24 protein-coding genes and 3 tRNA genes are annotated in these 26,850 nt (G+C 54.6%); 7 read left to right on the top strand and 20 right to left on the bottom strand.

What is annotated here, in order from left to right:
- Nucleotides 1–1,515 (bottom strand): L-arabinose ABC transporter ATP-binding protein AraG, encoded by a 1,515-nt coding sequence (gene araG / locus ACI2JR_RS08445; protein WP_462478323.1) that lies wholly within the window; start codon nucleotides 1,513–1,515, stop codon nucleotides 1–3.
- Nucleotides 1,516–1,577: 62 nt separating this feature from the next.
- Nucleotides 1,578–2,558 (bottom strand): arabinose ABC transporter substrate-binding protein, encoded by a 981-nt coding sequence (locus ACI2JR_RS08440; protein WP_462478322.1) that lies wholly within the window; start codon nucleotides 2,556–2,558, stop codon nucleotides 1,578–1,580.
- Between the two features lie 884 nt (nucleotides 2,559–3,442).
- Here ACI2JR_RS08440 and ACI2JR_RS08435 point away from each other — a divergent pair.
- Complete coding sequence (locus ACI2JR_RS08435; protein ID WP_132724788.1) at nucleotides 3,443–3,946, top strand: non-heme ferritin-like protein; 504 nt, start codon at nucleotides 3,443–3,445, stop codon at nucleotides 3,944–3,946.
- Here ACI2JR_RS08435 and ACI2JR_RS08430 read toward each other — a convergent pair.
- The 5 genes from ACI2JR_RS08430 to ACI2JR_RS08410 are packed head-to-tail and all read right to left on the bottom strand — an operon-like array spanning nucleotide 3,943 to nucleotide 9,287.
- Nucleotides 3,943–5,091 (bottom strand): alginate lyase family protein, encoded by a 1,149-nt coding sequence (locus ACI2JR_RS08430; protein WP_132724790.1) that lies wholly within the window; start codon nucleotides 5,089–5,091, stop codon nucleotides 3,943–3,945. The genes ACI2JR_RS08435 and ACI2JR_RS08430 overlap by 4 nt on opposite strands.
- On the bottom strand, nucleotides 5,088–6,185 hold the full coding sequence (locus ACI2JR_RS08425; protein WP_132724792.1) for an ABC transporter ATP-binding protein: 1,098 nt from the start codon (nucleotides 6,183–6,185) through the stop codon (nucleotides 5,088–5,090). The genes ACI2JR_RS08430 and ACI2JR_RS08425 overlap by 4 nt, the downstream gene beginning before the upstream one ends.
- A gap of 10 nt (nucleotides 6,186–6,195) precedes the next feature.
- Entirely contained in the window at nucleotides 6,196–7,035 is an 840-nt protein-coding gene (locus ACI2JR_RS08420; protein WP_132724794.1) for a carbohydrate ABC transporter permease, read from the bottom strand.
- 9 nt (nucleotides 7,036–7,044) lie between these two features.
- Nucleotides 7,045–7,986, bottom strand: a complete 942-nt coding sequence (locus tag ACI2JR_RS08415) for a carbohydrate ABC transporter permease (protein WP_462478321.1) — start codon at nucleotides 7,984–7,986, stop codon at nucleotides 7,045–7,047.
- An 11-nt stretch (nucleotides 7,987–7,997) separates the two neighbouring features.
- Nucleotides 7,998–9,287, bottom strand: a complete 1,290-nt coding sequence (locus tag ACI2JR_RS08410) for an ABC transporter substrate-binding protein (RefSeq protein ID WP_462478320.1) — start codon at nucleotides 9,285–9,287, stop codon at nucleotides 7,998–8,000.
- A gap of 554 nt (nucleotides 9,288–9,841) precedes the next feature.
- On the opposite strand from ACI2JR_RS08410, the gene ACI2JR_RS08405 reads away from it, so the two are divergent.
- The 3 genes from ACI2JR_RS08405 to ACI2JR_RS08395 all read left to right on the top strand — a co-directional run bounded on the left by ACI2JR_RS08405 (nucleotide 9,842) and on the right by ACI2JR_RS08395 (nucleotide 14,862).
- Nucleotides 9,842–11,086, top strand: a complete 1,245-nt coding sequence (locus tag ACI2JR_RS08405) for an alginate lyase family protein (protein ID WP_462478319.1) — start codon at nucleotides 9,842–9,844, stop codon at nucleotides 11,084–11,086.
- Nucleotides 11,086–13,113 carry a heparinase II/III family protein gene (locus ACI2JR_RS08400; protein WP_462478318.1) on the top strand — a complete coding sequence of 676 codons (2,028 nt, stop codon included), beginning with the start codon at nucleotides 11,086–11,088 and terminating at the stop codon, nucleotides 13,111–13,113. Before ACI2JR_RS08405 ends, ACI2JR_RS08400 begins: the two co-directional genes overlap by 1 nt.
- Before the next feature lie 237 nt (nucleotides 13,114–13,350).
- Nucleotides 13,351–14,862 (top strand): MFS transporter, encoded by a 1,512-nt coding sequence (locus tag ACI2JR_RS08395; RefSeq protein ID WP_462478354.1) that lies wholly within the window; start codon nucleotides 13,351–13,353, stop codon nucleotides 14,860–14,862.
- 41 nt (nucleotides 14,863–14,903) lie between these two features.
- On the opposite strand, the gene ACI2JR_RS08390 is transcribed toward ACI2JR_RS08395, so the two are convergent.
- Both ACI2JR_RS08390 and azuC read right to left on the bottom strand, forming a co-directional pair.
- Nucleotides 14,904–15,155, bottom strand: a complete 252-nt coding sequence (locus ACI2JR_RS08390) for a DUF2766 family protein (protein WP_004864113.1) — start codon at nucleotides 15,153–15,155, stop codon at nucleotides 14,904–14,906.
- A 79-nt stretch (nucleotides 15,156–15,234) separates the two neighbouring features.
- On the bottom strand, nucleotides 15,235–15,318 hold the full coding sequence (azuC, locus tag ACI2JR_RS08385) for a stress response protein AzuC (RefSeq protein ID WP_015583995.1): 84 nt from the start codon (nucleotides 15,316–15,318) through the stop codon (nucleotides 15,235–15,237).
- Nucleotides 15,319–15,526: 208 nt separating this feature from the next.
- Between azuC and ACI2JR_RS08380 the strand changes: the two genes are divergently transcribed.
- Nucleotides 15,527–16,948: an MFS transporter gene (locus ACI2JR_RS08380; protein WP_462478317.1), complete on the top strand. Its 1,422-nt coding sequence runs from the start codon at nucleotides 15,527–15,529 to the stop codon at nucleotides 16,946–16,948.
- A gap of 48 nt (nucleotides 16,949–16,996) precedes the next feature.
- Here ACI2JR_RS08380 and ACI2JR_RS08375 read toward each other — a convergent pair whose 3' ends face one another.
- Nucleotides 16,997–17,635 (bottom strand): RpiB/LacA/LacB family sugar-phosphate isomerase, encoded by a 639-nt coding sequence (locus ACI2JR_RS08375; RefSeq protein WP_004864120.1) that lies wholly within the window; start codon nucleotides 17,633–17,635, stop codon nucleotides 16,997–16,999.
- Between the two features lie 436 nt (nucleotides 17,636–18,071).
- Here ACI2JR_RS08375 and ftnA point away from each other — a divergent pair, with 436 nt between their 5' ends.
- Complete coding sequence (gene ftnA / locus ACI2JR_RS08370; RefSeq protein ID WP_132724808.1) at nucleotides 18,072–18,569, top strand: non-heme ferritin; 498 nt, start codon at nucleotides 18,072–18,074, stop codon at nucleotides 18,567–18,569.
- Between the two features lie 36 nt (nucleotides 18,570–18,605).
- On the opposite strand, the gene ACI2JR_RS08365 is transcribed toward ftnA, so the two are convergent.
- Nucleotides 18,606–18,845, bottom strand: coding sequence for a YecH family metal-binding protein (locus ACI2JR_RS08365; protein ID WP_462478316.1), 240 nt, complete (start codon nucleotides 18,843–18,845; stop codon nucleotides 18,606–18,608).
- Nucleotides 18,846–19,040: 195 nt separating this feature from the next.
- Here ACI2JR_RS08365 and tyrP point away from each other — a divergent pair, with 195 nt between their 5' ends.
- The gene (gene tyrP / locus ACI2JR_RS08360) at nucleotides 19,041–20,252 is read left to right on the top strand and encodes a tyrosine transporter TyrP (protein ID WP_462478315.1); all 1,212 of its coding nucleotides are present in this window, start codon (nucleotides 19,041–19,043) and stop codon (nucleotides 20,250–20,252) included.
- Nucleotides 20,253–20,464: 212 nt separating this feature from the next.
- On the opposite strand, the gene ACI2JR_RS08355 is transcribed toward tyrP, so the two are convergent.
- From ACI2JR_RS08355 to uvrY, 9 genes are all read right to left on the bottom strand, one after another.
- A complete protein-coding gene (locus ACI2JR_RS08355) occupies nucleotides 20,465–21,133 on the bottom strand; it encodes a YecA family protein (RefSeq protein ID WP_462478314.1) in 669 nt (222 codons plus the stop codon).
- A gap of 85 nt (nucleotides 21,134–21,218) precedes the next feature.
- A complete protein-coding gene (locus ACI2JR_RS08350; RefSeq protein ID WP_462478313.1) occupies nucleotides 21,219–21,779 on the bottom strand; it encodes a DUF805 domain-containing protein in 561 nt (186 codons plus the stop codon).
- 151 nt (nucleotides 21,780–21,930) lie between these two features.
- Nucleotides 21,931–22,872 carry a metallophosphoesterase gene (locus ACI2JR_RS08345; RefSeq protein ID WP_462478312.1) on the bottom strand — a complete coding sequence of 314 codons (942 nt, stop codon included), beginning with the start codon at nucleotides 22,870–22,872 and terminating at the stop codon, nucleotides 21,931–21,933.
- 189 nt (nucleotides 22,873–23,061) lie between these two features.
- Nucleotides 23,062–23,148: transfer RNA gene (locus tag ACI2JR_RS08340), tRNA-Leu, on the bottom strand.
- Nucleotides 23,149–23,161: 13 nt separating this feature from the next.
- Nucleotides 23,162–23,235 (bottom strand) — tRNA-Cys (locus ACI2JR_RS08335).
- Between the two features lie 39 nt (nucleotides 23,236–23,274).
- Nucleotides 23,275–23,350, bottom strand: a tRNA-Gly gene (locus ACI2JR_RS08330).
- A gap of 152 nt (nucleotides 23,351–23,502) precedes the next feature.
- On the bottom strand, nucleotides 23,503–24,051 hold the full coding sequence (pgsA, locus tag ACI2JR_RS08325; RefSeq protein WP_004864143.1) for a CDP-diacylglycerol--glycerol-3-phosphate 3-phosphatidyltransferase: 549 nt from the start codon (nucleotides 24,049–24,051) through the stop codon (nucleotides 23,503–23,505).
- A gap of 57 nt (nucleotides 24,052–24,108) precedes the next feature.
- Entirely contained in the window at nucleotides 24,109–25,941 is a 1,833-nt protein-coding gene (gene uvrC, locus ACI2JR_RS08320) for an excinuclease ABC subunit UvrC (protein WP_462478311.1), read from the bottom strand.
- Nucleotides 25,938–26,594, bottom strand: coding sequence for a UvrY/SirA/GacA family response regulator transcription factor (gene uvrY / locus ACI2JR_RS08315; protein ID WP_132724822.1), 657 nt, complete (start codon nucleotides 26,592–26,594; stop codon nucleotides 25,938–25,940). The genes uvrC and uvrY overlap by 4 nt, the downstream gene beginning before the upstream one ends.
- Between the last annotated feature and the right edge of the window lie 256 nt (nucleotides 26,595–26,850).

Here is a 26,850-nt window from a genome sequence, read left to right as displayed (position 1 = left end):
TCAGGCGACCGCCTGGCTCACTTTTGGCATCGCAAGGCTTAACGCCTGCTGTTCATTGGCAGCTTCATGCAGCAGCTCACCCGCCACTTCCCCCTCGCGCATCACCACGATTCGATCCGCCACGCCGAGCACTTCAGGTAAATCGCTGGAGGCGAAAACGACGGCGACGCCGGAGGCCGCCAGAGCATAGATCACGTGATAAATCTCATGCTTCGCCCCAACGTCAATTCCGCGGGTCGGCTCATCGAGCAGAATCACTTTCATCTCTTCCGACAGCCAGCGCCCAAGAATCGCTTTCTGCTGGTTGCCGCCGGAGAGGTTGACGATCGGCTGCTCAGACCCCGGGGTCTTAATATTGAGGGATTGAATATGCCGGTCGGCGTTCTGCGCTTCCCAGCCGTTATTAATGATGCAGCCGGCGTAAATATGCCGGCGTCGCGCGCTGATATTGATATTGTCGCGCACCGAGTGGACCGGAATAATCCCCTCCGCCTTGCGATCCTCCGGGCACAGCATCATGCCGGCCGCAATGGCCTGCGCCGGTTTACGGATATCGATAGCCTGACCATCGATATACACCTGCCCGCCGGTGATCCGGGTGCCGCCAAATAATCCTTTCATCAGTTCGCTGCGACCGGCCCCCACCAGCCCAAAGAGGCCGACAATTTCTCCGCTGCGCACCGACAGGCTCACCGGCGCGCGCACGCCCGGCGCTTTCACCTGCTCCAGACGCAAACGCTCCGGGCCATATTCACGCGGTTGCCAGCCGTAGATATCGCCCAGCTCACGGCCCACCATCGCCTGCACCAGCGCATCATGGCTGACGGTTTGCCTATCAGTGAAGGTGCGTACGTAGCGGCCATCTTTGAATACGGTGATCGCATCGCTTAAGGCAAAGATCTCTTCCATACGGTGAGAGACATAAATAATGACGCGCCCTTCCTGACGGAGCTCGCGAATAACCCGAAACAGGTTGTCGATTTCGCGGGCCGAGAGGGAACTGGTGGGTTCATCAAAAGCGATCACCCTGGCGTTGCGGGTCAGCGCCTTGGCAATCTCCACCATTTGCCACTGGCCGATAGAGAGATATTTCAACGGCGTTTCCGGGTCGATATCCAGCCCCAGATGTTCCAGCTGCAGGCGCGCTTTATCGTTGAGCAGCGATCGGTTAACCACGCCGTATTTGTGCGGGATCTGACCGAGATAGATATTCTCCGCCACGGTCATCTCCGGAATCAGGTGCAGCTCCTGATAAATAATCGCCACTCCGGCGTTGAGCGCCTCGGCGGCATTGGCAAACGCCCGCGGCTGCCCGCCAATCAACAGATTACCGGCGGTCGGGATGTAGTTGCCGCTGAGAATTTTCAGCAGCGTGGATTTCCCGGCGCCGTTTTCTCCCATCAGGGCGTGAATCTGTCCGCTATAGCAGTCAAAACTAATATCGGACAGCGCTTTAACGCCGGGAAAAGTCATGGTGATACCGCGAAATGAGAGATAAGGGGTAGACTGTTGCATAACGACTCCGCTCTTCTACGCTTTGCCTCCCGCCGCCGGCGGGAGGCACGGTCAGCCAGGCCTTACAGCCCTTTTTTCGCCAGCTCTTCTTTGAAGTTGTCGCGGGTTATCAGCACCACATCGGTCACCGCGGTAAATTTCGGCGGCTCGGCGCCTTTGCTCACCCAGTTGTAGAGCATCTCGCTGGTTTTATAACCGTGAATGTCCGGGCTCGGCAGCAGCGAACCGTAGAAGCCGGTAGCCTGGGCTTTAGAGAGTTCATTGACCGCATCAACGCCGTTAATCCCGATACCAATCACGTCCGCCGCTTTAAAGCCCTGCCCTTCGGTGGCCCGTACGCCGCCCAGCACCGTGTTGTCGTTCATCCCGACAATCAGCCAGTGTTTAACCTGCGGATGCTGTACCAGCATTGAGTTACCGGCATCGAAAGCCCCGGGGATATCGTTGGATTTGGTGGGTACGCGGTAGATCTGTTTCTCCGGGAAACCGGCGGCTTTCAGCGCATCTATCGAGCCGGTGGTGCGGCGACGGGCGGTATCGAGCTCATCGGCGGTAATCGCCATCACCCCGGTATCGTTAACGTCCCAGCCGCGTTTTTGCATCTCCTTGTACAGCTCCTGGCCCTGACGGGCGCCGATTTCGCTGGCGGCCATCATCACCAGCGGCACGCTGTCCATCGGTTTACCTTTCGCATTCACGAACTGGTCATCAACGGTGATGACTTTCATATCATAGCCGCGCGCTTTCGCCACAATCGCCGATCCCAGCTTCGGGTCTGGGGTACAAATCACAAAGCCTTTGGCGCCGCTGGCCGCCAGGCTGTCAATTGCGTTAAGCGTTTTTTCGCCGTCCGGCACCGCAATTTTAATCACCTCGAAGCCTAAATCCTTACCGGCCTTATCGGCGAATTTCCATTCGGTTTGAAACCAGGGTTCTTCTGGCTGCTTAACCAGAAAACCGAGTTTAAGTGTTTCTGCCATAGCTGATTGTGACATAACCGCAGCGAGACCGATCGCCGCCAGCGCTTTAGTAAATTTGTGCATGGTAAACTCCAGCTTTAATTCGCTTTTCTGTAGGGAAATATCGGACTTAATGTTTTTATCTGGCGTAAAACAAGGCATTAGAAAAACGCACCGCCCACTGCCGTTGTTCATTAAGTAATAACCGGAAATCAATTCTCCCTACGAGAGCATTATCACATCGCGGAATTACAGTAATTGCGTGCATAGATTCAGCGGAAAATGACATAAAAAAAGGCCTAATTGTCAGACAATTGGCCCTGAGCGTAGCAGTATTATCTATATCACCAGCAGAGTTATCCTTGTGGCCAGGGCCGCGCGCAGTCGCGAGGAAAACCCTCTTTCTTGCCACAACATCCCCGGATCGCACTTTCCTTTAGCGAATTCAGCGGCTACCGGGGGGTCTCTCGTCCTGAGCTTATTGATTAAATTAAATAGCACCCCAGATGCTTATTTCCCTTATCAAGTAAAAATGATCTACAACAATTTTCTCGCTTCTCTTTTGATTGCATAAAACCGCCGTCATGCGAGAAACATGAACATAAGATTAAATTCTTATTTAATAAAAAAATCGTATAATAAGCCGCACTAAATCCGGTTTAAAAACAAATAAAAACAATAAAAATCAACAAGATAATTTAAATATATTTATGTATCCATAATAAAAACCACTCATTCCTGACGTTGTAACGAAACGTAAAAACGATAGTTTGCGAGTTTTCTTAATCAACTTCTGAGAGTATTCTATATTTATCGGTAGCAGGAAATTCATTACCGCTTACACAGGGAAAAAGCAGAATGCATTATTCTGCCAGTAATGTTACGCGTAAAGAGTCGCCCCTCAGCAGGGTTACCGGTGCCGGCTCCCGACGTGCGCATGATACCTCCACTCTAATAAGGATATTTTTATGGTCGTTCCAGGAATAGCGCAGAAGCTCAATATGCAGATGAACCTTGAGTTCCGCGCATCAAATTTATATCTGCATCTCAGCGAATGGTGCGAACAGCATCGTCTGAACGGCACCGCCACCTTTTTACGCTCCCGCGCGCAATCCCGCGTCACGCAGATGATGCGCGTGTTTGATTATATGAAGACCGGCGGAAACTGGCCGATCGTCAAAGATGAAGGGAGCTACAGTCATCAATGTACCTCCCTTGAAGATCTGTTTGCCACCACCCTGGCCGATTACCAGCGGCGCAGCAGCATGCTTTCCGGGCTCGCCGAAGAAGCCAAAGCGCAAAGCGATGATACCACCTGGCGCTTCCTGACCCTGCTCGAGCAAGAGCAGCGGCAGGACGGCATCCTGCTGCAAACCGTGCTTGAAGAAGTCCGTAACGCCGATAAAGCCGGCGTGTGCCTGCAACAAACCGATCGCCATCTGCTGGAGCTGGTGGCTAATCGTCGCGATTAAGCGCGCAGCGGCGGGCACCACATCAACCGTTCCCTCAGGGAGAATGAAGTCTGAGGGAACTGATGCAACACCGCTTTGTAGTCGTCCGCGTGCTGGGCATAGCCGCGGATCGACTGCAATAACACCCGCAGCGCGCTATCCCAGACAATACCTTGCAAGTCGCTGTACGGCCACAGATCCGGTTCGCGAATAAACGGCACCAGATAGTCAATCCCCTGCTTCACCCCTCGCCCGTCGCGAATCGCATTCCAGCGATCGATATCGACATGTTCCGCGTAGCGGTTGAGCAGCAGATGCGCTTCCAGATTAAACAACGAATAGTGGAACGGCATCGTACGCTCCAGCTCCATGGTCTGCTTACCGTCCCGATCGATCTGCGCCGCCATGCGCTGGGTGACCCCTTGCTCAATAATGCGCGCCACCAGGCCCTTATCCCCGTAGAACAGCGCATTTACCGCCCGCTGGGCGTCATACCAGGTACCGTGGTTGTTATGCCAGACATATTCGGAATGGCCGATTTCGCTGTAATACATCCAGTGGTTAAAATCGCGGAACCACTGGTGCAGCCCGATAATATCATCGGTCTCCAGCACGTTCGCTGCGGCAACCAGACCAATAGTATCAATCACCATCCACAATAAGCGGGTATCAATCAGCCCGGTCCCCCGTCCGGAGACAATCCCGGGAATCGCCTGGCCGTAATTCAGGTGCGGGTTCATCCGGGTATCCGCCTCGAGGAACCAGCTGCGAATTTGTAATGCCGCCGCCTGCGCGTACTGCCGTTTACCGCTGAAATGCCAGGCGAGGCCTAACGTCATACAGCGTTCGCACATGCGGATAATGCGCGCCGTATCGGTATCATTATTTTCGCATTGCGGATTGGTGTGCCCATCGCGACGAATATAGGGCAGCCCGTTAGGACGCCGCGGGTTAGGCCACCAGTAGGTCCCAAGGCTATAATAGTCATGCGCATCGCCGCTCACCGGGCGAAGCTTTTTATGCACCACGCTTTCAGGGGGCTCGCGGCACAGTTTATCCGCTTCGGCAATCAGGCGGCTTAGCGCCGGTTGCAGGGGGGAAAATGGCTGCTGCAAATTGGCCCGTGCATTCTCCAGGCAGCGTTCATCCAGGGTGTAGAGCTTCATGCCGACTCCCCCTGGTCAGCAATGCGTAAACCGCTCTGCGCATCGAACAGATGGACGCCGGAAAGCTTCGGCTGCAGCCACAGCGCCTCACCTTCACGAACATCCAGCCGCTGCTTAAATACGGAAGTAAAAGCGCCGCCGCCGGTTTGACAAAACAACTGCACGTCGGAGCCGGTGTTTTCGATGGCCATAATCGTCGCCGCAATAGCATCTTCCCGCGCCTCCTTCACCACGTTGACCTGCTCAGGCCGGATGGCGTAGACCACCTGCTGGCCGTGCTGAACCTGCAGGCCGGGGGGCAGCATGAGCAATGAGCCATCCTTGAGGCAAAGACTCGCTTTATCCCCCTCCCGCTGCACGGTGCCCTTCAATTGGTTGATTTCCGGCGAGCCGATAAAACCGGCGACGAACAGATTCGCCGGTTTGTCGTACAGCTCTAACGGCGTCCCCGCCTGTTCGATCCGACCGTCGCGCAATACCACAATCATCTGCCCCATGGTCATGGCTTCAATTTGATCGTGGGTCACGTATACCGAGGTGGTTTTCAGGCGCCGGTGCAGTTCGCGGATTTCCCCTCTGACCTGCGTCCGCAGCTTGGCATCAAGGTTAGAGAGCGGCTCATCAAACAGGAACACCTGAGGCTTGCGCACTATCGCCCTCCCCATCGCCACGCGCTGGCGCTGGCCGCCGGAGAGATCTTTCGGCAGGCGTTCGAGCAACGGTTCCAGACCGAGCAGCGCTGCGGCCTCGGTGACTTTATGCCGCACCTCATCCTTCGGCAGCCGGGCCATTTTCAGGGCAAAGCCCATGTTTTCCCGCACGGTCATCTGCGGGTAGAGCGCGTAGCTTTGAAAGACCATCGCAATATCGCGCAGTTTCGGCTCAACGTCGGTCACGTTCTTATTATTAATATGCACTTCCCCGGCGGAAATCTCTTCAAGCCCGGCAATCATCCGCAGCAGCGTGGACTTTCCGCAGCCGCTGGGGCCAACCAGCACACAAAACTCGCCATCGGGAATGGTCAATGAGACATCTTTAATGACGTGAACTTCACCATAAGACTTCCGGACATTGTTCAGAACAACGGCACCCATCACACTCTCCTTATCCTTTGACCGCACCGGACATAATCCCGCGATTGAAATGTTTTTGTAGACCGAGGTAGACGATGATGCTCGGCAGCATCGCCAGCAGCGTAATTGCGATAAAAATGTTCGGCGTGATGCTCTCGTCGGTGCGCAGGGTGCCGAGGATCACCGGAATGGTGTTCAGGCTGTCCTGGTTGACGACGATCAGCGGCAGCAGATACTGATCCCAAATCATAATGAAACCGAAGGTGACGACGGTCCCCAGCGCCGGCTTCACCAGCGGCAGGATGACGTGGAAGAAAATCTGCCATTCGTTCGCACCGTCGATACGCGCCGCCTCTTCGAGCTCCTTCGGGATGGCGGACATGAATTCGGTGAGGACGAAGATCGAGAATGCCCAGCCGACGACGGGCAAAATCATGCCGAGATAGCTGTTATATAAAGAGGCGTCGATGACCGGCAGCCGCCAGTTAATAATCATATAGAGCGGAATGGCGATAACCTCTTCGGGCAGCATCATCGTGGAGAGGATCACGAGGCTCACCAGCGCCGCGCCGCGAAACCGCTTTCGCGCCAGCGCATACGCCGCGAGGGCGCTCACCGAAACCTGCAAAATGGTGCCAAAAAACACCACCAGCATGGAGTTCAGCAAATACTGCCAGACGCCAATGTCCTGCCAGGCAAAGAGAAAGTTATCCAGCGAAAACTGATGTGGCCAGGCCAGCAGTTCACCCGGCTTGACGGGCGCGCCGCTAAAAGCCGTCGCCACAATCCCCCAAAATGGACCGACGAATACCACCAGCAGTAGCGCGTAAATACACCAGCGACCGGCACTCTCCCAGCGTTGACTTAACATGAGAACTCCTTAATAGCGGGCAATGCGTTTTTTGAGAGTGAGATGGACGATGGTCAGCACCACGGTGAAAGCAAACAGCAAGAACGATACCGCCGAGGCATAGCCGTAATCGAACTGTTCGAAACCGAGCTTATAAATGTGGGTCATGATCATCTCGGTGGCGTTTGATGGCCCGCCGCCGGTGGTGGCGTACACTTCCGCAAAGACCCGGAAGCCGCGAATAAACGACAGCATCAGCACCACCGACAGCGCCGGGATCATGCCGGGTAAGGTGACGTAACGCAGACGGTTCCACCAGCTGGCGCCATCGACATTGGCGGCGTCGTAGAGATCGCGGCTGATCCCGGCGAGGCCGGCGATAAAGATCACCATGTTGTACGGTACCGCCTTCCAGATATGCAGCAGCATGATCACCCACAGCGCCTGATCGGAACTGGCCAGAAAGCCTTGATCATCAATGCCGAACCAGCTCAGGAAGTGGTTCATCACCCCGTTCGGCGTAGGGTTAAACAGAATCCGCCACATCTCGGCGACAATTGCCGCGCTGGTGACCGCCGGGAGGAAAATGGCGGTACGGATAACACGCAGATGGCGGACCGGCCCTTCCAGCAGCATCGCCAGAAAAAAGGCCAGAATGGCGGCGGCCACCATCGTCACCACCACGTACAGCAGCGTATTGATGACCGCCGCATGTAATTCACCATCGGCGAACGCGCGGCTAAAATTGGCCAGCCCAACCCACTCGTCCGGCTGATTGAAATTCACCTTGTAGAAACTCATGATCAACCCCTGAACCATAGGGATAAATTTGAACCAGGTAAAAATAATCAGCGCCGGGGCTAAGAACAGCCACGGGATCAGCTTTTGTTTCCGCTTTGCGCTCAGCCAGCGGGGAGCTGCCGACGACGATACCCTCGTCGCCGGAGATGTTTTGGTTTCTTGCATGGTCATCCGTCAATGCCTCACTCAGCCAGCACGTTTTGTTTTTTCAGCTCGGCATTCACTTTGCCATTCAGCGTATTCAGCTCTGCGCCGACGTCGCTCTCACAATCCGCGAGAATACGGTTGAAGCCCTCTGCCGACACCTGGCGGATTGGCGTCCAGTTAGGTACCTGCGGCACATAGCGGCCGTGTTCGTTATACAAGCGGGCAAAGGTGGCCCAACGCCCATCCTGATAGACCCCTTGTACATCGACATTTTTATTGACCGCCAGACGGACCACCGGAATATGCTGACTGCCTTTCCCCATCCCAATCTCCTGGCCTTCCCGGGAGATCATGAATTCAATAAATTTCCGCGCGGCCTCTTTCTGCTTACTGCTTTTCATCAGAAAGACCGTCGTCCCTTCTGCGAGCGTGGTCTCCCCTTGCGGCCCCTGCAGCGGGATCACTTCAATCTTGTCTTTGCCGGGATCTTTATCAAACAGGGCAATGTGGTAGGGGCCGCTGAAGAACATTCCGGTTTGCCCGGAGCGGAATGATGGGATGACGTCAGCCGTTGTGGCGTTGATGGCGCCGGGCTGGGCGACTTTTTCACACATCATGGTGCGGATAAAGGTCAGCGCGCTGGCAACCTGGGGCGTATTCAGCGTGGCGGTGAATGTGTTGCCCTTCATGGCGACGAAATCGCCCCCGGCCTGCCAGATAAAACTACTCAAAAACCAGCTGGCATAACCGCGGGTACTGGAGCCCGGAACAAGAAACCCGTAAGTGTCATTCTTGCCGTTACCATCAGGATCCTCAGTGGTGAAGGCTTTCGCCATCGCCAGAATATCGTCCCAGCTTTTCGGCTGCGGCAAGCCCAGTTTTTCCCGCCAGTCCTTGCGCACAAACAGGGCGAAGGTTTGCGCGGAAGTGGGGACGCCGTAGTATTTACCGTCAACGTAGCGGGTACTCTCCCAGGCGACAGGATAGAGCTGGTCGCCTCCGGCGATGCTGTGAGGGTCAATCTCTTCGGCAATACCCAGCTGAATGAACTGGCCAAGCGCAACCGCATCGTTAAAAATCAGATCCGGCAGCGCCTGGCCCGCCGCCGCGCGCGCCAGGCGCTGTTCGAAGTCGGTTGTGGCGTTGAAATATTCGATTTTGATACCGGTTTTTTTCTCAAAGGTCTCCGCCTCCTGCTGATAAATGTTTTTGGAATCGTTGCTGGCGCGGATCCAGACATTGAGCGTGGTGGCGGCATAGCTCTGTCCCATCCCCAGTCCCAGGGCAGAAATGAGTAACAAGAAACGTAATTTATTCGCAGACATGGTGTCATATCCTTTATTGTAGGGTCAGAAGATAAAAATAAAAAAATCGCACACGGTTATTACGCAGCGCCCTTTATTACGAAAATAAAATGCACTTATTTTTATTAATGACATAACGGCGAGGTATTTCATCGCTTTTACAATATTAAATAGAAAGGGGGTTATCATTACAACCTGGCAAAAAAGAAATCACGTTTCAAAAGATAAAAAGTTGAAGAAGATCACATCAAAAAGTGACAACCAAAGTGACACTTTTTAAAGTGACATATTTATCAACACATTACAAAAACCAAAAAATATTTTACACTTTCAATTTTGTTAGAAAAATGGCTAAAACAGTGAGTTGATTCGCATTTACGCAGACATTTTGGATGCAAAACGCTAAGTACGACAGGCATCACAAAAAAAATCACTTTGTCTTTTACACTGCTTTCCATCGTGAATGAAACATCATTTCACGCATTACTGATTCATTATTTTAAATTCCCTTTCGCGCTGCGTGAATATCATCGCTGGCGAGAGTGTTTCTGGTTTCCTACCGAAGGGATAATGCTATGACAAAATGGTCGAGCCGGGGTGCGTGGTACCTCGCATTTATATTTTCAGGGATCAGCTTACCGCTTTATGCCGCCCAGCCTGGGCCCCTCATCCTTGATATCAACGCCCTGGCGCAAAGCCGACAGCAGGTTAACGATGGCAACCCGCTATTCACTCAGGCGCAGGCCGCGCTACTGGCACGAGCGAATGCGGCTCTCCAGCATCCTTTATTCTCAGTCATGGATAAGAGTCTGCTGGCCGTTAGCGGCGATAAACATGATTACTACAGTTTCCCACCCTACTGGTGGCCTGACCCACAGGCTAAAGATGGGCTTCCTTATATTCGTAAAGATGGGCAAACCAACCCTGATGCCAACAGTGATGCCACCGATAAGAACCGCCTGGTGAAGATGAGTGATGATGTCTATACCCTGGCGCTGGCCTGGTATTTCTCCGACGATGCCCGCTACGCCGAGAAAGCCGTCGCGCAAATACGCAACTGGTTCCTGCTGGCCACGACGCGGATGAACCCCAACCTTGAATACGCGCAGGCCATTCCCGGGATAAATCACGGGCGCGGTATCGGGATTATTGATAGCCGGGCGTTGGTCAACGTCGTGGACGCCATCGCACTGCTGCGCGCGTCAGGCCGCCTGAGCGAGGATGATTACCGTCAGCTACAACAGTGGTTTGGCGATTTTTATCACTGGATGACCACCAGCCAAAATGGTTTCGAAGAGGATAACTGGCACAACAATCACGGCACCTGGTTCGATCTGCAGGCGGCCACCTTTGCCCTATTCAGCGGCAAACCGGAGGAAGCGAAAAAGCGCCTGCTAATTACGCAGTTACGCAGAATCGCCGGGCAATTCGATAGCGAAGGTCGCCAGATGGCGGAGATTGAGCGTACCCGGCCCTGGCATTACAGCAACTTCAACCTGGACGCCTATAGCCAGCTTGGCCGCCTGGGAGAGAAGGCCGGCGTCGACCTGTGGAACTTTAGTCTTGATGACCACAGCCTGCGCAAGGGCTATCAGTACATTGCCGGTTTTATCCACAGCGACCAAAACTGGCCATGGCGGGACCTGGATAAGCCGGATGCGAAAAAAGCGTTATTTAATATGGCTACCGCGGCTCACGCCTGGCCTGACGATAGCGCATTCAGGCAAAAAGCCGAATGGCTGCGCGGCCAATATCCGCAGGATATTACTACCCTGATCGCACCGTTGCCCCTGCAATCCCTGGGTGGAGTGACAAAATAATGATGCAATTTTCCGGGCAGTGGCCGGCCATTGCCGCGCGTGCGGCGAGCAGTCCCCTGCTAGCGACATTGATCGCTGAGCACGCTGCAGAACTGGCTACGCCAGCCCTGATTCCGCAGCGCGGGATCGCCAGCTGGAATCTTTATTACTTTTGTCCGCAGCACAGCGTCCGTCTCATCTGGCAACGCGACTCCCCCACCCGTCATTGCTGCCCGGTGGACGGTGAAATTTTCAGCGGAGAACCCTACGACGGCGCATGGTGGCGGGAGCTGAACGGCCGCAACGCCAGCGCCTGCTACCGGCTTGGCCTGTTATGGCATCTCACCGGAAATCGTCGCTACGCCGATAAGGTGGCCGAATTACTGATCGGTTATGCCGACGTCTACCCTGAATATGAGGTGCATGGCAATATTCCCCATAATGGCCCGGGGAAAATGAACGCCCAGACCCTGTGCGAAGCGAACTGTATTCTCGATATGGCTCTCGGCTATGACTTTGTCGCAGAAACCCTTTCAGCTGAACAACAGCAGCATATCCGCCAACGCCTGTTGCGCTGCGCCGCCGATTTTTTGCGTGCACACCGTAGCCCGCAAGTCCATAACCATGAAGTCAAAATCAACGCCGCGCTGGCGGTGCTGGGGTTTATTCTTGGCGATGACCAGCTACTGGATGTCGCGGTAAACCAAACGTATGGCCTGCGCTGGCAGTTAGAAAACGGTCTTCTGGAGGAGGGATTGTGGTTTGAAGGCTCGATTCACTACCACTATTACGCGCTGCAGGGGTTCTTTGCCTTTGAGAAGCTCGCGTTCGGCACGCGCTGGAGCCTGATTGACGGTCCCTGGTATCCGAAGATGCTGAACTTCCCGCTCGCGCTGCTGCTACCGGACGGCACCTTCCCCCTGCTCAATGATTGCCTCGCCGGCCAGGAAACGTTGCAGCATAACGATATTTACGAGTTTGCGTGGCATATCTGGGGAGATTTACGCTATGCCGCCGTGCTCAACGATACCGTTGGCGGCGAAATGACGCTTGACGCCCTGCTCTGGCGCGACCGGCCGCTTCCAGCCGCCATACCCGCGCTGATTCCACAGGAATCCCTCTACGCCCCCGGCGCCGGATTGACCCTCTGGCGACGGCCAGAACAGAAACGGGTAGTGATGATCAAACATAGCCCTTACGGCGGCGAGCACGATCATTACGATCGCCTGAGTTTACTGATCTGGCAGAATGGTCGCGCCCTGCTTCCCGACCTCGGGACAACCGGATACGGCGCCCGCATGCACTATGACTATTATAAACAGAGCGCCACGCACAACACGCTCTCCGTCAATCAGGGCAATCAGCCGCCGGCTAACGCCGCGATACTGGGCTGGCACCAGGGGGAGGACTTTCAGTGGCTGGATAGCCGGGTCGACTGGCGCGCTGAGCCACCGGTTCTCAACAGCCACACCCGCGTCGAGTGGGACCTGAACGCCTGGCGGGATATCCGCTTCCGTCGCCGGTTATTATGGCTGGGAGAGGTGCTGATCGACCTTTCGACGATCGAAAATCCCCATCGCCAACAGCTGGACTGGACGCTGCATCTGGTGGCGCGGGCGCTGGATAAAAGCGGCACGGCTATGCCCTTTGCTCTGAGCGGGCCGCTGCAGCGGATGCGCGAGGCGACCGTGTCCCCGTTAGCCAACTGCCAGCCGCGCCATTTCGCCAGCCGGGACGAAACGTTTGCGCTGTGGCTGGCCGGCGAGGCCGAGCTCTGGCAAGGCTACGGGCCCGATAACCCGGCAATAGAGGAACTCAGCTATCTTGTTTTACGCAGCCACCAGCCGCAGGCGCGTTTCCTCGGAGTGTGGGATTTCGCCAGCCAGATGCCGTTGACCGAAGTCAGCGTTCAGCACCATCCACAGGGTACTCAGGTCATACTCCGGCGGGCGGGAAGCAGCACCCGGATAACGATCGGCGATGAAGAGGGAAAGCTGCCCGATGTGCAGCACCTTCGCCAGCGATCGCCGCACTCCTCCTCTTCCTGAATCATCAATTTTCGGCGCTTCGGCGCCGTTCTTATTCCTGAAAAGTATTAAAAACTTTTAACCCGGTTGCATTACCGCATTGCGAAAAGGTACAGCGGATGATTAGTGACAGCGATCACTTTTTACCATGGGATTTAATAATATAAAAACGCCGTTTCAAAAATTTAAAAAATTGGGTTTATATTAATGGCAAGATACGCGGCTTCAGCCTCACAAGGGTTGCAGGGAAGACCGATTTTGTTACGCCATCAGCTAGCCTACGGCGGCGGTAATTTACTGGGAAGCGGCGCGCTGGCGATCAGCGGCGCCTGGCTGCTTTATTTTTATACCACCTTCTGCGGCCTGACGCTGATCGAGGCCTCATTTATCTTTTCCGTCGCCAGCATCATCGACGCCATGAGTAACCCTCTGATGGGCTATCTTACCGATAACTTCGGTAAAACGCGGCTCGGTAAACGCTTCGGACGGCGGCGCTTCTTCTTGCTGATCGGCATTCCGCTGATGATGTTCTACCCGCTTTTATGGGTCGAGGACCTCGGTTTTTGGTACTACCTCTGCACGTACGTCATCTTCGAAATTATTTATACCTCAGTCATGGTGCCTTACGAAACATTGGCCACCGAAATGACCGACGATTTCTCATTACGCTCAAAACTCACCGGTTATAAGGCTATTTTCGGCAAGCTGGCCAACTTCCTCGCCGCCTTTATCCCCGGTCAGTTCATCCTGTTATACGGTAAAGATTCCGCCACTCCCTTCTTCCTGACCGGACTGACCTACGGCGCCATTCTGATTATCGCTATCGCCTGCCTGTGGTTCTGCAGCTGGGAGCGTCCGCGCGCAGAAGAGCACAGTGTGAACGGGAAAAGGGGTCTGCTCACTACCCTGGTGATGCTGGCGAAGGACATGCGCTCAACGTTCTATCTGCGGGTATTTCGTAAGCATCTCGGCATGTATCTCTGCGGCTTCGGCGCCGAATGGCTGTTTGCCTCGATCTTTACCTACTTTGTTATCTTTGTCCTGCAGCACGATCCGGCAATGGTCGCCGGGCTGAACAGCCTGAACTCGATTTTGCAGCTGGTCTCGACCGCGCTATTTATCGGCCTGTGCGTGAAAAAAGGGTTTAGCAAACCCTATATTCTGGCGCTGGGGATCGTGATTTTCTCGGTATTCCTCTACACCTCGCTGTGGTTCTTCCACCTGCCGGCGCATCTGGCGACCATACTGATGTTCGGGATTACGGTGCTGTTCGGCCTGGGTACCGGCGGCGTGTATTACATTCCGTGGACCGTTTACACCTTCCTTGCCGATGTCGATGAGATCTATACCGGTCGCCGTCGCGAAGGGATCTATGCCGGGGCGATGACCTTCTCCGGGAAAATCTTACGTTCCATCATCGTCTTCACCATGGGGGCCATCCTCAGCTTCTATGGCTTCCAGTCGAAAGCGCATAGCCAACCGGAAAGCGCGGTCACCGCCATTGCGGTGGTATTCTGCTGCGGCGTGGTTCTGCTGGCGCTGGCGGCTATCGTTTTCAGCAAACAGATGAAGCTGGATCGCAAAGCGCACCTGGTGGTATTACAGGAAGTGGCGCGGATTAAAGCAGGCGGTAAAATTGCGGATATCCCGCCGGAGGTGCGTACCGTCGTTGAAGATTTGGTCGGTCACCGTTATGAGGAGTGCTGGGGCCACAGCGAGCTGTTTAAAAACGCGCAGACTACGCCAGCCAGAACCGCTATCTCTCATTAGCCCGGACAGCGCCCCGCCATCACATGACGGGGCGAAAGGGGTTAGTGCGCTTCACCTTGCGGCGTAAACTTGAGTTCAATCAGGGCAATCGCTTTTTGGACCGCGCGTAGCGTGACCGGGTCGGCCGAAGCCGGATGGCTGGCAAAATCGATGGCTTTCAGTTGGGTGGTCATCTTTTCACGCACTTCAACTGGGGCGATGACATCGATGACGTCAAGAATCTGTTTGATAACTAACTGGCAGGCAACAACGTCGGAAACCAGTTCGTCTTGTTCGGTGAGGTGTTGGGACATTTATGACTCCTTTTTCGAGGAGCATAATAGTAACCTAAATCTTCAGAGATAAAAAAACCTGCCGCAGCAGGTTTTTTTATCAGAACATACCGGCAGGCGGTACATCTTTGAATGTTTTGCAGTACTGCTCGAACATGCTTTTAAGAATTTTACGCAGCTTCATGGAGTGACTCCGTCTGTTGTTATGCAGGTGTTACTGTCTCTGGGTCATATAATATGATCTACGTCACAGAAATCAATAAAAACATGCGACAAGTCACAATAATTTCACAAGTATAATTTAAAAATTAAACAAAAGTGAGGAAAATCGAAGGGTTAAAAACCCGGCGCAGCGCCATCGATTCTGTCCTCACCTTGCTATGGCAGACACAATGAGTACACATCTCACTTCCCGGGAAGGTCGAGCCTTTTCAGCCCCCGCATTGCTGGTGGCTGGGGCATTTTTCATGGAGTTTCTGGACGGGACGGTGATCGCCACCGCCCTACCGGATATGGCCAGGGATTTTGGCATCGCGGCGGTCGACCTGAATATTGGTATCAGCGCCTACCTCATTACGCTGGCGGTATTAATCCCCGCCAGCGGCTGGATTGCCGATCGTTTTGGCGCGCGCAAGATCTTCACCCTAGCGCTGGCGATTTTTACCCTGGCTTCGGTTTTTTGCGGCTTTTCAAGCAACGTGGACACCTTTGTCGCCATGCGTATCCTGCAAGGGGTGGGCGGCGCGCTGATGGTCCCCGTCGGCCGGCTGGCGGTGCTACGTACCACGCCGAAGGATCAGCTGATCAAGGCCATTGCCACCCTGACCTGGCCCGCGCTGGTGGCGCCGATAATCGGCCCGCCGCTGGGAGGCTTTATTACCCGTTACGCCAGCTGGCACTGGATATTCTTTATCAATGTCCCTCTGGGCGCGATCGCTATTGCCCTGTCGCTGCGCATCATTCCTGACATCCGGGAAGAAGAGCGACGCCCCTTTGACCTGCCCGGCTTCCTGGCAACCTCGGTCGCCATGGTCAGCCTGGTGAGTGCGATGGAGCTGCTCGGAGATACCCGGCCCCAGGGGTGGACAACGCTGCTTCTGTTGGCCCTCGGTCTCGGCTGCATGCTCTTCTCGCTGCGCCATTTCCGCCGCGCGGCCTGGCCGATGGTGCGTCTGGATGCGCTACAGGTGCCGACTTTTCGGGTCACCATGTACGGTGGTTCGCTGTTCCGCGCCTCAATCAGCGCCGTCCCCTTTCTGCTGCCGCTGCTGTTTCAGGTCGGATTTGGCATGGATCCTTTCCATTCGGGGCTGCTGGTGCTGGCAGTATTTGTCGGCAACTTCACCATTAAACCGGCCACCACGCCGCTGATCCGCTGGCTGGGCTTCCGCCGCCTGCTGCTGCTGAACGGCGCGTTAAACGTCCTGTCACTGCTCGCCTGCGCCTTTTTAACGCCACAGACGCCGGTGTGGCTAATTTGCGCGATTCTCTTTTTCGGCGGCGTGTTCCGCTCAATTCAATTTACCGGGGTCAGTACCCTCGCCTTTGCCGATGTCCCGTCAGCCCAGATGAGCTATGCCAATACCTTGTTCAGTACCGCTTCACAGCTGGCGGTGGGCTTAGGGATCACCCTCGGCGCCATTGGTATCCGAATCGGCGAAAGAGCCAGCGAGTGGTTAAATCTCGCCAGCGTGCCGGGGATCAGTTTTCGCCTCTCTTTCGTCTTTATCGCGTTGATTTGCCTCGTGGGGATGGTGGATAGTCTGAAGTTAAGCAAAGATGCCGGCAGCAGCGTGTCGAGCAGAAAGAAATAAACAACAGGCCAGCGGATGCTGGCCTTTTTCATCACCGGGCTGACGCGCTTAGCCGACGATCTGGCGCACGAACGCTTCAATCTCTTTGTCCTGGCAGTTCTCAAAGAAGCACTGCTGGAAACGCGGGCCGGAGACCGCGGTTTTGACCAGTTCCGGATCGATGGCGCGCAGCGTGTCCAGGTAGTTATCTTTTACGACCGCAGCTTTCACCGTGTTCAGAATCCCGGCGTTACGCACCTGCGGTTCTTTACGTTCCGGCGGATAGCCTTCGCCGTTGCGGCCGGTGAAGGCTTTTTCAAAGATAAAGCGCACGTTTAGCTCCGCGCCCCAGCCAAAACCTTTCGCGAAAGGCAGAGACAGGGCGTTACCGTTGTTAATCTGGGCGAACAGGAAAGCATCTGCCGGGTCAATACAGTAGCCGCAAACCACGCCAGGATGAATGTTCAGAGACATCAGCGCCCCCTGGCCCGTGCCGCAACCGGTCACCACGAAGTCAACCGCTTTTGAATTCAACAGAATGCTGGCCATAATCCCCAGGTGGATATAGGTCAGATGATGGTCGTGCTCATCGCTCATCCCGACGTTGTAAACCGGGAAGCCTTTTTCATCAGCAACGGCGTTGAGCTCGTTGAGGATGATGGCGTTTTTGCTCGCCTGGCTGTTTTCCATCATCAGTGCAATTTTCATGCTTTACTCTCCTGAATGCTGTGCGGGTGCTCCCGCGATAGTTCGTTAGCGTTATGATGCACCTTACTACTTAACAAACGCACTTTCAAATTTTATGAAAAGTTGTTTTATAAATTACGTAGCGCTTCACACTTTTGCCTATATGCCTTGCAAACGCCCTTCTGCTCTCCCGCGCCTGCAGAGGCCCCGGGGCAGCGGAAGCCCCACGCCAGCCACCTGCGGATGGTCTTTTACTGTCTTTTTTTAATCGATAATAAGTCCTGAGTGAAATATTAAATTAAAACTATTCTCATTACATATTAAATTGCCAATGCGTTTTATTCCCATTTGCATTTTTAATAAATAAGTTTTTTAATTTACTTTTTGCAAATAAATAAATAACAAATTATAGTGGCGACACAATAATCTTTAGCCTTTATTTTTCGGAGCACACGCTATGCTGAAAACAGAAATGATCGATAAACTGAATGAGCAGATGAACCTTGAGCTTTATTCTTCTCTGCTTTATCAGCAAATGAGCGCATGGTGCAGCTACCACAGCTTTGAAGGGGCCGCCGCGTTCCTGCGCCGTCATGCGCAGGAAGAGATGACCCACATGCAGCGCCTGTTTGATTACCTGACCGACACCGGCAACCTGCCGTGCATCAACGCGATCTCCTCGCCGTTCGCGGAGTACGCTTCGCTGGATGAACTGTTCCGCGTCACCTACGAACATGAACAGCTGATTACGCAGAAAATAAATGAACTGGCGCATGCCGCAATGTCGAATCAGGACTACCCGACCTTTAATTTCCTGCAGTGGTATGTGGCGGAACAGCACGAAGAAGAGAAACTGTTTAAATCCGTTATTGATAAGCTGACCCTCGTCGGTAAAAGCGGAGAAGGTCTGTACTTTATTGATAAAGAGCTGGCGACGCTCGACACGCAAAATTAATTATCAGGGTGGTGAAGCTTCAGCTTCACCACCCGGTTAATGACGGCATATTTTCCTTTCGCTGGTATTAAACCCGCCCTCTCCAGCAATAAATTTACCTTTTTCCTGCAGAAACGCCACCAGCTGCGCCGCAGTTAAATCCTCTGCCGAACAGGTGTGAAAACGCGCAGCGGCGCCAAAACGCGCGATTATCGCGGACTCAAGACTGGCAGTGGTGTAAGGCTCGCCTGAGGCGATCATCATCTGCAATACTTCATGACCATGAATGGATGGCATAGCTCCTCCTGTAAAACCCACAGCATAGACCCACTGCGGACCTGACGTTTTGCGCCAGCGCAGCCTTCCGGCGCGCCGCCGCAATCTGTAAATATTTAATTACAATCACTGTAACCCTCATTTGACGAGAATGACAATTTCACATACTCTGCGCGACATATTTTATTGTTAATTCCTTCATGGATAGAGAGAAACGTGAAGAACCGCACTCTTGGTAGTATTTTAATCGTGGCCGGAACCACAATTGGCGCAGGGATGTTGGCAATGCCTCTGGCATCGGCGGGGGTGGGTTTCGGCGTCACCTTGTGCTTGCTGATCGCGCTGTGGGCGCTGATGTGCTACACCGCATTATTACTGCTGGAGGTCTACCAGCACGTCCCGGCGGATATGGGACTCGGCTCGCTGGCGGCACGCTATCTTGGACGTTACGGGCAGTGGGTGACCGGTTTTTGCATGTTGTTCTTAATGTATGCGCTGACCGCCGCCTATATCAGCGGCGCGGGCGAGCTGCTGGCATCCAGCCTTAACCAGTGGCTGGGCTGGTCGCTTCCTCCCGCCGGCGGGGTGCTGCTGTTTACCGCCGTCGGTGGCGCGGTGGTCTGCCTCGGAACATCGCTGGTCGATCTGTTTAACCGCTTTTTATTTAGCGCCAAGATCATTTTTCTCGCCATAATGCTGGCGCTGCTGCTACCGCATATCCACCGGATCAATCTGCTGACGCTACCGCTCCAGCAGGGGCTGGCGCTGTCGGCCATCCCGGTGATCTTCACCTCATTTGGCTTTCACGGCAGCGTGCCGAGCATCGTCAGCTACCTCAACGGCGATATTCGTAAACTGCGCCGGGTCTTTATCATCGGCAGTTTTATCCCGCTGGTGGCCTATATTTTCTGGCAGGTGGCGACCCTCGGCAGCATTGACTCCCCCGCGTTTACCGCCCTGCTGGCGAAAAACGCCGGCCTCAACGGGCTGTTAGAGGCGCTGCGTGAAGTGGTGGCGTCACCGCACGTTGAACTGGCGGTACACCTGTTTGCCGACCTCGCCCTGGCGACTTCATTCCTCGGCGTGGCGCTGGGTCTGTTTGATTATCTGGCGGATTTGTTCCAGCGCAAAAATAGCCCCGGCGGCCGTCTGCAGAGTGGCGCTATCACCTTTCTGCCGCCGCTGGCGTTTGCCCTGTTCTATCCGCGCGGGTTCGTGATGGCGCTGGGCTATGCCGGCGTCGCGCTGGCGGTACTGGCGCTGATGCTGCCGTCGCTGCTGGTGATGAAGAGCCGTGAGCAGCATCCGAAGGCGGCCTGGCGGGTTGCCGGAGGGACGCCGGCGCTGTGGCTGGTGCTGCTGTGCGGGATGGCGATTGTGGCGATTCAGTTCAGTATCGTCGCGGGCCTTCTCCCGGCGGTCGGATAAAAAGGTCAGGCTGCCGGATGCCGCCCGTAGAGCTGACCGCTTATCCCCGGGCTGTCACGCTCCTGACATCGCCCGGCGTGCTAAAGGGATAATGATGAAGGCGATGAACGTCCCATTTAAAAAGGGCGCCACGATGGCCATGGCGCCCTTTAACACCCACTGCCGGCGTTAACCGAATCTTCACCGATCGGCGCTCGCCGGATAGCCGCTTTTTATTTTGCCAGGCAACACTGCTTATACTTCTTGCCGCTACCGCACGGGCACGGATCGTTACGCCCGACCTTCGCTTCATTTCTGAAAGGCTGCTGCACCGTTTCTGGCTGAGCGTGCTCTGCCCAGTACTGGTATAAAGAAAACGCCGCCGGAGTGATATTGTCCACGCTGGCGATAAACTCATCGACCGATAGCGCTTCAACCGCCGTAAACTGCGCTTCCGTGCCGTGCAGGGCAATATTGTCCAGCGCCGCCTGCTGCTCCGCCGGTAAAGCGGACCAGTCGCTGAGGCCGACGCCGCGCATATAGCCGAAGCACCACTCTTCAACGATAGTCAGCTCCTGACCTTCTTCTTCGCGCGTTCCGAACAGCGGCTCGAACTGGTCAGGATACTCCTCAAGACGCTCGGCGATATCGCTCATATGTTGCAGAGTGAGGTTAACAAAGTGGTCACGCTCGCGATCGTTCGCCCAGCGCGGCACGTTGTCCGCCCCGCCCCAGATAGCCAGCAGCCACTGAGCCGGTTCAATCTCCTTCGGTCCGGAGAGGATTGCCGTCAGCAGGCCGTCAAGCTCTGAGACATCGAGGATGGCGCCATCGGTGGCGTATTTCGACAGGATATCGTCCAGCCATTCCAGTTCGCTTTCGTTCAGGGGTCCGGTTTTCATAAACAGGCTCGTCGTGGTAGAAAAATGGCGCATACAGTAGCGGAAATAGCGGCAGAAAACCACCCGGCGCCGTACTCAGCGCGGGTTAAATGTCCTTAATGATGCTGGCGCGCATTGTTGCGTACTCGCTTTCGCTGATCGTCCCGTCATCAAACATTTTTTTCGCTTGCGTCAGGCGTTCTCTTACGTCGTCAGCCGAAGAGATCGGCGCGCTCTGGCCGCCTTCATTATCCTGCGGAACCTCACCAAAACGGTTAACACCATCAGTACCGCGGGCAAACAGCAGCCAGATGGACATCACCAGGATCGCAATGCCGCCCAGCGCGGTGACCCATATCCAGGCAGCGGCCGTACCGTCCTCAACGGTACCGATAATCCCCATAAAACCGAGGAGTATGATGGCGTAAGGCGCCAACAGCCACCAGCCGGATTTATTCAGATCGTGCAGGCGGCGTACCGCCACCGCGATGCCGGGGATAATAACGATCAAGCCAAACAGCCCGCCAATCACCGGAATGAGCCCCAACACAATAGAAAGTACAAAGTTGGCGACGGTAAAAATAACATACTCGCTTCGCGCTGAACGACCGCGAAAAGTGGCATATTTACGAAAACAATTGCCGTAGCTTTCAAGCCATGTAGCCATAAGATCCCTCATGAAAATTATTTTTATTGCCGTAACGGCATGCCGTTCCCAAAGGATAATGTTCCGGCGAACCGGACGGGTATTTTACCGTAGTTTGCGGATTGTACGCCTGAGAAAATGAGGGGCACCGCGTGGAGATTGCGACCAGATACTAGTCAGCCGGGCTGACAAATCGCCCGTGCGCGACGCTCGCCGCAGCGCTGTCGTAGATCCACGCGCGTAACGGATGCTGGCCTTTTGCCGCGTTGTAATCAACGCAAACCACGCTATCGCTCAATAGCTGCGGTTCGCCCGATAAGGTGTAATGCCCAACGACGACAGGGATACCGGCCATCGGCGGATAAGATTGCTCCAGCGGCAAATCCGGTATCCTGCTGACCATCTCCGGCTGCACCTGGGCGATCTGGCGATACGTTTTTGCCGCATTTAGCCACCAGCGCACGCGGATATGACGACGCTCAACGCCGGTTTTATCCTCGAAGCTAAAACCCGCGGGCAGTTGCAGCTCAGGCCCTTTCAGTATCGTCTCGATCGACCGGAACAGCTGATGCTGCGGATCAAAGGCATGAACCCAGCTCTCGGGCTTCAATCGATTCTGTTCATCCAGCCATGGACGCAGATGCGCAATGGCCTCCTCATCCCAGCAGGCATGCACCGCCCGGATATCGCCATAATCGACAAACAGGGGCAGCGACCTGAACCAGTCAATCCAGAAAGCATGCTGTCGACTCCCTTCGCCGACGTCATCCAGAAAGGCCTGATGCTGACGCCGGTTATTCGCCGAATGCGGACGTAACGGCTGATGGCTCTCCGGATGGCGCATCGCCCAGCCAATTGCATTAAATTCATGATTACCCATCAGGCAAATTGCCCGGCCGGATACCACTTCCGCCCTCACCCGCTCAAGGACCGAGAGATGGTTAATCTCTGTCCCCTGCCGGTTATCAATCAGATCGCCCACAAAGATCAGCGTACTGCGATCGCCATTTTCCTGAGAACGAAGATGGCCGAGCAGCGCTGCAAGCTTGCCCGACTGACCGTGGATATCGCCGATGAAGATTTTGCGTTTCTCCGGCTGGCCCATATGCGGCATCAGAACCTCTTTTTTACTGAGTCATTAACGTACTGATGATAACAGCGTTAACCGGAGGTATGCCTGAGATTATCGGACCACATACAGGAAATTGAGGGAATGAATAAAAAAGAGGACAAAAACAAAAAAACCACCCGTAGGTGGTTTCACGACACTGCTTATTGCTTTGATTATTCTGCATCATCCCAATGGTACCCGGAGTGGGACTTGAACCCACACAGCGCGAACGCCGAGGGATTTTAAATCCCTTGTGTCTACCGATTCCACCATCCGGGCTCGGGATGTAAAGTGGAGGCGCGTTCCGGAGTCGAACCGGACTAGACGGATTTGCAATCCGCTACATAACCGCTTTGCTAACGCGCCTTAATGCCTGAACACCCGCAATTGCCGATGTTTTTAAACTGGAGCGGGAAACGAGACTCGAACTCGCGACCCCGACCTTGGCAAGGTCGTGCTCTACCAACTGAGCTATTCCCGCATTATCAATGCTAATTTGCTAATCACTTGATTTTGTTATCGTCTGGCAAGCCGTGCCGCCGTTCGATGCGTTGCATTCTACTTACCTGGCGCAATGAGTCAACGATATTTTTTAAATCCTTGTGTCGTTTGCTGAAATTTGCGCCGAAACGATCACTGATCAAGCAAATCCCCGCGCGCGGCGTTCAAATATTGCAGCATGGACCACAGCGTCAGCACCGCTGCGACGAGGAACAGCGCGATCCCCGCCCACTCGACCCAGGCATTAGGCCGCCACAGCATCCACACCAGCGCCGTCATCTGCGCGGTGGTTTTGACTTTACCAATCCACGATACCGCCACGCTGCTGCGTTTACCCAGTTCGGCCATCCATTCACGCAGTGCGGAAATAATGATCTCGCGCGCAATCATCGTCGCCGCCGGCAAGGTCACCCACCAGGTGTGATAGTGCTCAACCACCAGCACCATCGCAATCGCCACCATCACTTTGTCGGCAACCGGGTCGAGAAAAGCGCCGAAACGCGTACTCTGATTCCAGCGGCGCGCCAGATACCCGTCAAACCAGTCGGTCACGGCGGCGACAAAAAAGATCAGCGCGCAAGCAAAAGGCGCCCAGACAAACGGGAGGTAAAACGCCAGCACAAAAAACGGTATCAGGATGACGCGAAACAGGGTAAGCAATGTAGGGATATTAAATTGCATAGTGACAGGTAACTATCTGTTAGAAGTAAAAATTAGCCCTATGTTGCTACAGAGCCCCTAATGTTTCAACGAGTAGAAGATCTTTTCTGCCAGACCGTGAGATATACCCGGTACTTTAGCGATATCCTCGACGCTGGCCTTCTGTAACCCCTGCAGACCCCCCATATACTTCAGCAGCATCTGACGGCGTTTTGGCCCTACCCCTTCGATAGTTTCCAGCGTACTGGTGCTTTTCACTTTAGCCCGTTTTTTACGGTGCCCGGCGATGGCATGGTCGTGCGACTCATCGCGAATATGCTGAATGACGTGCAGAGCAGGCGAATCCGGCGGCAGGTTAAAGCCTTCGCCTTCTGGTTCAAAGAATAACGTTTCCAGCCCGGCTTTACGATCGCTACCTTTTGCCACCCCCAATAAGAGAGGATGATGTTTGTCCCACGGTACATCCAGCTCGGCAAAGACGGTTTTCGCCTGCCCAAGCTGGCCTTTACCGCCGTCTATCAGGATAACATCGGGAATCTTGTTCTCTTCTATGGCCTTGCCGTAGCGGCGGCGCAGAACCTGGTTCATCGCCGCATAATCATCCCCCGGGGTAATTCCGCTAATATTGTAGCGCCGATACTCCGCGCGCAGCGGCCCGTTGCTGTCGAACACCACGCAGGAAGCCACCGTCTGTTCGCCCATGGTATGGCTGATATCAAAGCATTCCATGCGCTTCACGGCCGGCAGCTTGAGCAAGGTCGCCAGCGCCTGCAGGCGTTGATGAATCGTCGATTGCTGAGAAAGTTTCGTGGTCAGCGCCGTCGCGGCGTTGGTTCGCGCCAGTTTCAGATAGCGGGCGCGATCGCCTCGCGGCTTAGTCTGGACGTTCACCCGCCGTCCCGCCAGCCCGGAGAGAGAGTCCGCCAGCAGGGTTTTATCGCCAAGATTAAAGTCGAGCAGAATCTCACCCGGTAAGGTGCGCATCTGGCTCCCCTGCAGGTAGAACTGACCGACGAAGGTTTCCACCACTTCACCCAGCTCGGTACCGCCTGGCACCCTGGGAAAATAACTGCGGCTGCCCAACACTTTTCCCTGGCGGATAAACAGCACGTGGACGCAGGCCATACCCGAATCGAACGCCACGCCAATCACATCCAGGTCATCGCCGGTATTGGAGACAAACTGTTTCTCAGTCACCCGACGGACGGCCTGAATCTGATCGCGAATACGCGCGGCCTCTTCAAACTCCAGCGCCTGGCTGGCCTTCTCCATCCGCGCAATCAGCTGCGTCAGCACCTGATCGTCTTTCCCGGCGAGAAAAAGGCGCACGTATTCCACCTGCTGCGCATACTCTTCTTCGCTCACCAGCCCGGCGACACAGGGGCCCAGGCAGCGGCCAATCTGGTACTGCAGGCACGGACGCGAACGGTTGCGGTATACGCTGTTCTCGCACTGGCGGATGGGGAAGATTTTTTGCAACAGAGCGAGCGTCTCGCGCACCGCGTAGCCATTGGGGAAAGGACCGAAATACTCGCCCCTGGCGTGTTTCGCCCCGCGATGCGTCGCCAGACGCGGATGAGGATCGCCGCTAAGGAAAATGAAGGGATAGGATTTATCATCGCGCAACAGCACGTTATAGCGCGGCTGATACAGCTTGATGTAGTTGTGCTCAAGCAGCAACGCTTCCGTTTCCGTATGGGTCACGGTCACGTCGATTTGCGCAATCAGCGCCACCAGCGCTTCCGTTTTACGCGAAGCCAGGTTGCTCCGAAAATAGCTGCTCAGCCGTTTTTTCAGATCTTTTGCTTTACCGACATAGATGACGGTGCCACCAGCATCATACATCCGGTAAACGCCCGGCTGGCTGGTAACCGTCTTCAGGAAGGCTTTTGCGTCAAAAACATCACTCACTGACTTGCTAACGACTCCGCATTGCACAGACCATGACGAATTGCCAGGTGGGTCAGCTCAACGTCACCGTGGATGTTTAATTTACTGAACATCCGGTAACGATAGCTGTTCACGGTTTTAGGACTCAGATTTAACTGCTCTGAGATCTCATTCACCTTCTGACCTTTAGTGATCATCAGCATAATCTGCAATTCGCGTTCAGACAAACTGGCAAACGGCGATTCCGTCTTTTCCGGTTCAATCTGACTTAGCGCCATTTGCTGGGCGATGTCAGAAGCGATATAGCGCTGACCGGACGCAACGCAGCGAATGGCATTCACCACCTCCTGCGGCGCAGCACCTTTACTCAGGTAGCCGGCGGCACCCGCCTGCATGACTTTCGCAGGCAGAGGATTTTCAGTATGCACGGTGAGCATAATGACTTTGGTATCGACGATAGCGCGCGCAATCTTACGCGTGGCCTCCAGACCGCCGATCCCCGGCATGTTCATGTCCATCAGGACAACGTCGACGGGGTTGGCGCGACACCATTTCACGGCATCCTCGCCGCAGCAGGATTCACCGACAACTTTAATCCCTTTTATATCTTCCAGAATGCGTCGTATCCCTGCGCGCACTAGCTCGTGGTCATCAACAAGAAGGACGTTGATCAAAGGAATAATCTCCAGAATTAGGGATAACGCTACTGATAGCTTATCTCACACATATTACCGGGTTTTCTCGTCACTTTAAAAGCCAAAAGAATGTCCGACGGAAAGTTTCTTCCCGCGGCATGGCAATTTGTTTGCACAGTGAGTGGAAACTTATACATAACAGTGAGTTGTATTACGCTTCAATTTTAACATTTCCCCTACAAAAAACGTCTTTGCCATCAGGCACGATCGTGAAGATAAATACGAAACAAAATAT

The organism is Klebsiella sp. NPDC088457 (genome assembly GCF_044900465.1).
Taxonomy (GTDB): domain Bacteria; phylum Pseudomonadota; class Gammaproteobacteria; order Enterobacterales; family Enterobacteriaceae; genus Klebsiella.
The sequence above is the reverse complement of the archived record's forward strand: the minus strand, read 5'-3'. Positions and strand labels throughout refer to the sequence as shown.

Excerpts from the sequence above, each read along its gene's own strand:
- araG (WP_462478323.1), bottom strand. The coding sequence starts at position 1,515 with ATGCAACAGTCTACCCCTTATCTCTCATTTCGCGGTATCACCATGACT.
- ACI2JR_RS08375 (WP_004864120.1), bottom strand. The coding sequence starts at position 17,635 with ATGAAAATTGCACTGATGATGGAAAACAGCCAGGCGAGCAAAAACGCC.
- ACI2JR_RS08415 (WP_462478321.1), bottom strand. The coding sequence starts at position 7,986 with ATGACCATGCAAGAAACCAAAACATCTCCGGCGACGAGGGTATCGTCG.
- ACI2JR_RS08390 (WP_004864113.1), bottom strand. The coding sequence starts at position 15,155 with ATGTCCCAACACCTCACCGAACAAGACGAACTGGTTTCCGACGTTGTT.
- pgsA (WP_004864143.1), bottom strand. The coding sequence starts at position 24,051 with ATGCAATTTAATATCCCTACATTGCTTACCCTGTTTCGCGTCATCCTG.
- ACI2JR_RS08355 (WP_462478314.1), bottom strand. The coding sequence starts at position 21,133 with ATGAAAACCGGACCCCTGAACGAAAGCGAACTGGAATGGCTGGACGAT.
- ACI2JR_RS08420 (WP_132724794.1), bottom strand. The coding sequence starts at position 7,035 with ATGTTAAGTCAACGCTGGGAGAGTGCCGGTCGCTGGTGTATTTACGCG.
- ACI2JR_RS08425 (WP_132724792.1), bottom strand. The coding sequence starts at position 6,185 with ATGGGTGCCGTTGTTCTGAACAATGTCCGGAAGTCTTATGGTGAAGTT.
- ACI2JR_RS08380 (WP_462478317.1), top strand. The coding sequence starts at position 15,527 with ATGAGTACACATCTCACTTCCCGGGAAGGTCGAGCCTTTTCAGCCCCC.
- azuC (WP_015583995.1), bottom strand. The coding sequence starts at position 15,318 with ATGAAGCTGCGTAAAATTCTTAAAAGCATGTTCGAGCAGTACTGCAAA.
- ACI2JR_RS08430 (WP_132724790.1), bottom strand. The coding sequence starts at position 5,091 with ATGAAGCTCTACACCCTGGATGAACGCTGCCTGGAGAATGCACGGGCC.
- ftnA (WP_132724808.1), top strand. The coding sequence starts at position 18,072 with ATGCTGAAAACAGAAATGATCGATAAACTGAATGAGCAGATGAACCTT.
- ACI2JR_RS08405 (WP_462478319.1), top strand. The coding sequence starts at position 9,842 with ATGACAAAATGGTCGAGCCGGGGTGCGTGGTACCTCGCATTTATATTT.
- ACI2JR_RS08400 (WP_462478318.1), top strand. The coding sequence starts at position 11,086 with ATGATGCAATTTTCCGGGCAGTGGCCGGCCATTGCCGCGCGTGCGGCG.
- ACI2JR_RS08345 (WP_462478312.1), bottom strand. The coding sequence starts at position 22,872 with ATGCCGCATATGGGCCAGCCGGAGAAACGCAAAATCTTCATCGGCGAT.
- ACI2JR_RS08440 (WP_462478322.1), bottom strand. The coding sequence starts at position 2,558 with ATGCACAAATTTACTAAAGCGCTGGCGGCGATCGGTCTCGCTGCGGTT.
- ACI2JR_RS08350 (WP_462478313.1), bottom strand. The coding sequence starts at position 21,779 with ATGGCTACATGGCTTGAAAGCTACGGCAATTGTTTTCGTAAATATGCC.
- ACI2JR_RS08435 (WP_132724788.1), top strand. The coding sequence starts at position 3,443 with ATGGTCGTTCCAGGAATAGCGCAGAAGCTCAATATGCAGATGAACCTT.
- ACI2JR_RS08365 (WP_462478316.1), bottom strand. The coding sequence starts at position 18,845 with ATGCCATCCATTCATGGTCATGAAGTATTGCAGATGATGATCGCCTCA.
- ACI2JR_RS08410 (WP_462478320.1), bottom strand. The coding sequence starts at position 9,287 with ATGTCTGCGAATAAATTACGTTTCTTGTTACTCATTTCTGCCCTGGGA.